This is a genomic window from Streptomyces hirsutus, from assembly GCF_001418415.1.
GTDB lineage: Bacteria > Actinomycetota > Actinomycetes > Streptomycetales > Streptomycetaceae > Streptomyces > Streptomyces hirsutus.
This window is the reverse complement of sequence record NZ_LIQT01000400.1, coordinates 1-3,925: the sequence shown is the minus strand read 5'-3', so window position 1 is coordinate 3,925 and position 3,925 is coordinate 1. Positions and strand designations below refer to the sequence as shown.

Genomic DNA, 3,925 nt, shown 5'->3' with positions numbered 1-3,925 from the left:
GGCTGGAGGTCGTCGAAAGGCCTGTGTAGGGCTGGGATATGTGGGTGACGGTGACCGGAGGTCCTGATTCCACGGTGAGTTCGACGATGAAGCTGAAATTCCGTTTGTCTGTTTCCGGGCCTCTGGCCTGCGGTTTCAGGTAGGTGACGGCGGTCACCTGGGACGGAAACGGCGGTGCGGGTGGCGGGGGTTGCCGGGGGCGTGTGGTGTACAGGAGGACGCCGGCCGTGAGGACGGCCCCTGCGGTGAGGGCGGCGAGCACGGTCCGGCGGTGACGTCCGTACAGCCGCGCGAGGTGTCCGTGGGAGCCGAGAGGGCCGCGGGGTCCGTGGGGGAGTGGCGGCGGGGCCGAGAGGCGGGTTTCGCCGCCGGGTTCCACGGGGCCGATGGCGCTCATCGCCAGGCGCCTTCGTCCGGTCCGCCGGTGCGGTGCCGTGCGGCGCAGGCCTCGTCGACGTGACGGTCGATCACGTCGTGGGCGACTGCGGCGCCTTGGCGCTCGCGGACGGGGCGGGCGGCGTCCACGGCGTCGCGCAGGATGTCGTACTGGCCGTTGGACAGGCCCATCGACTGGTAGTCGCCGTAGGCGGTGCCGTCCAGCACCTCACGGGCCCAGTGGGCGACGACCCGTGCGCACACGTCCTTGGGAGCGGTCGCCGACGGTGAAGGCGCCGGGGAGGGCGGCGGCAGGGACGGTGCCGGGGCGCCGGTGCGTCCGGACGGGCCGCATCCGGCTGCCAGGAGGACGGTCGCGAGGGCGACCGGGAGGGAGGCCGGAAACGCTCTTGTGAAGACCGTCGGGAGGAGTGCCGGGAGCGCCGGAGGTGTCGGGAGGGGCACCGTGGCGAGCAGGGGGCGGCCGGGGCCCCGCACGGCGGGCCGGGTGGCGCCTCCCCGTTCCATGCCGGAACGGTAGGGCACCCCGATGTTCCCGGGCAATGGCCGGGCAACGGGTGGTGCGGGGCGGTCGNNCCCCGGTGCACCGGGGTGGCGACCCCGGTGACCAGGCCGGAGCGCGCGCCGCGGTGGTGGGTGCAGTTGAGGTCGACGCCCACGGCGATCTTGGCGGCGCCGCCGTGCAGCATCGACCCCACCGATCCGAGGGTCTCGGCCAGGACGGCGGAGGCGCCGCCGTGCAGCAGCCCGTAGGGCTGGGTGTTGCCCTCCACCGGCATCGTCCCGACGACCCGCTCGGCCGAGGCCTCCAGGATCTGCACGCCCATGCGGGTGCCGAGGTGGCCGGCGGAGAACAGTGCCCCCAGGTCCACGCCGAGCGCGGCGTACTCGTCGATGACCTCTTGCGGGAACTTCACGTGCTGCTGCTCTCCCATGGGGCCGGGCTCCGTTCGTCGTGGTTCGTCCGTCGTGCATTGCTGCGGCGGTGGGGCACTGCCGCTTCGGACGCTCTTGCGCCGCGTCCGCGGCAGTGCCTCCCACACCACTGAGCAAACGCTCAGTCGGTCGTGGATTGTTCCAGACGGACCACGACGGACTTGCTGGCCGGGGTGTTGCTGGTGTCGGCGGTCGCGTCCAGCGGCACCAGCACGTTGGTCTCCGGGTAGTACGCGGCGGCGCAGCCAGGGGCCGTCGGGTAGTGCACGACGCGGAATCCGGGGGCCCTGCGCTCCACACCGTCCTTCCACTCGCCGACCAGGTCGACGTACGAGCCGTCCGCGAGCCGCAGCTCGCGCGCGTCCTCGGGGTTGACGAGCACCACGCGGCGGCCGTTCGTGATGCCGCGGTAGCGGTCGTCGAGGCCGTAGATCGTGGTGTTGTACTGGTCGTGCGAGCGCAGTGTCTGCAGCAGGAGCCGCCCCTTCGGCAGTTCGGGGTACTCGACCGGGGCGGCGGTGAAGTTGGCCTTGCCGGTGGCCGTCGGGAAGCGCCGCTCGTCGCGCGGGGCGTGGGGGAGCGTGAAGCCCGAGGGGTTCGCCACGCGCGCGTTGAAGTCCTCGAAGCCGGGGATCACGCGGGCGATGCGGTCGCGGATCGTCGCGTAGTCCTTCTCGAACTCCTCCCACGGCACCTTGCTGCCGGAGCCGAGGACGCGGCGGGCCAGCCGGCAGACGATGGCCGGTTCGGACAGCAGCTGCCCGCTCGCCGGTTCGAGGCGGCCGCGGGAGGCGTGCACCATGCCCATGGAGTCCTCGACCGTCACGAACTGCTCGCCGCTGCCCTGCAGATCGCGTTCGGTGCGCCCCAGGGTCGGCAGGATGAGGGCGCGCGCTCCCGTGACGGCGTGCGAGCGGTTCAGCTTGGTCGACACGTGCACGGTCAGCCGGGCCCGGCGCATCGCGGCCTCGGTGACCTCCGTGTCGGGGGAGGCGGAGACGAAGTTGCCGCCCATGGCGAAGAAGACCTTCGCCCGCCCGTCGCGCAGTGCGCGGATGGCCCGTACGACGTCGTAGCCGTGTTCGCGCGGCGGGCTGAAGCCGAATTCCTTCTCCAGGGCGTCCAGGAACGCCTCCGCGGGCCGTTCGAAGATGCCCATGGTGCGGTCGCCCTGCACGTTGGAGTGGCCGCGCACCGGGCAGACGCCCGCGCCGGGGCGGCCGATGTTGCCGCGCAGCAGCAGGAAGTTGACGATCTCCCGGATCATGGGCACGGAGTGCTTGTGCTGGGTGAGGCCCATCGCCCAGCACACGATGACGCGCTTCGACGCGAGGACCATGCGCAGGCACTTCTCGATGTCCTCGCGCGTGAGGCCGGTCGCGGTGAGGGTGGCGTCCCAGTCGGCGGCGCGGGCGGCCTCGGCGAAGTCCTCGTAACCGTGGGTGTGCTCACGGACGAAGTCCTCGTCGACGGCACCGGGCGTGTCGAGGATCAGCTTGTTGAGGATGCGGAAGAGGGCCTGGTCGCCGCCGAGACGGATCTGCAGGAACAGATCGGTGAGGGCGGCGCCGGTGGTGAGGCCCTTGGGCGTCTGCGGGTTCTTGAAGCGCTCCAGGCCGGCCTCGGGAAGCGGGTTGACGCTGATGATCCGTGCGCCGTTCGCCTTGGCCTTCTCCAGGGCGGACAGCATGCGCGGGTGGTTGGTGCCCGGGTTCTGGCCGGCGACGATGATCAGGTCGGACCGGTAGAGGTCCTCCAGCAGAACGCTGCCCTTGCCGACGCCGATCGTCTCGGACAGGGCGGAGCCGGAGGACTCGTGGCACATGTTCGAGCAGTCGGGCAGGTTGTTGGTGCCGAGCTCACGCGCGAACAGCTGGTAGAGGAACGCGGCCTCGTTGCTGGTGCGTCCGGAGGTGTAGAAGACGGCCTCGTCGGGGGAGCCGAGGGCGCCGATCTCCTCGGCGACGATGTCGAAGGCGCGCTCCCAGGTGACCGGCTCGTAGCGGTCACCGCCCTCCGGGAGGTACACGGGGTGGGTCAGGCGGCCCTGCTGACCCAGCCAGTAGCCGCTGCGGCCGGCCAGGTCGGCGACGGTGTGCTCGGCGAAGAACTCGGGGGTGACCCGTCGCAGGGTGGCCTCCTCGGCCACGGCCTTCGCGCCGTTCTCGCAGAACTCCGCCGTGTGCCGGTGCTCGGGATCCGGCCAGGCGCAGCCCGGACAGTCGAAACCGTTCTTCTGGTTGACGCTGAGAAGGGTCAGCGCCGTGCGTTTCACGCCCATCTGCTGGTGGGCCATACGCAGACTGTGGCCTATCGCCGTGAGGCCCGCTGCCGAGCGTTTCGGCTCGGCGACCTTCGGCGCGTCCTGGACCGGGTCGCCCTTGGGCGGCTTGCTGGCCATCGCGCACTCCTCTTCGCGTACACGTGTGACATACGGCTCCGAATCCTCGCACGGGACGTGACGGCCACGGCGGGCTCCTGGCGGGGCGGGGGCGTTCCCCCGTGAACGGTTGCGAACGGTTTCGAGGGATTGCGTGCGGCTTCGAGTAGAGGAAGGGGGGCGAAGCGCCGGGGCGGGGGCGGCGGCCATGAC

Annotated in this window: 3 protein-coding genes; all 3 read right to left on the bottom strand. The window is 71.4% G+C overall.

What is annotated here, in order from left to right:
* Positions 1 to 393: 393 nt before the first annotated feature.
* The 3 genes from AOK11_RS27925 to AOK11_RS27920 all read right to left on the bottom strand — a co-directional run bounded on the left by AOK11_RS27925 (position 394) and on the right by AOK11_RS27920 (position 3,733).
* Positions 394 to 903 carry a hypothetical protein gene (locus AOK11_RS27925; protein WP_240497510.1) on the bottom strand — a complete coding sequence of 170 codons (510 nt, stop codon included), beginning with the start codon at positions 901 to 903 and terminating at the stop codon, positions 394 to 396.
* Positions 904 to 972: 69 nt separating this feature from the next.
* Positions 973 to 1,331: hotdog fold thioesterase (locus AOK11_RS40690; protein WP_107098693.1), on the bottom strand; the 359-nt coding region annotated here is incomplete at its 3' end.
* Between the two features lie 122 nt (positions 1,332 to 1,453).
* The gene (locus tag AOK11_RS27920) at positions 1,454 to 3,733 is read right to left on the bottom strand and encodes an FdhF/YdeP family oxidoreductase (RefSeq protein ID WP_055596491.1); all 2,280 of its coding nucleotides are present in this window, start codon (positions 3,731 to 3,733) and stop codon (positions 1,454 to 1,456) included.
* Between the last annotated feature and the right edge of the window lie 192 nt (positions 3,734 to 3,925).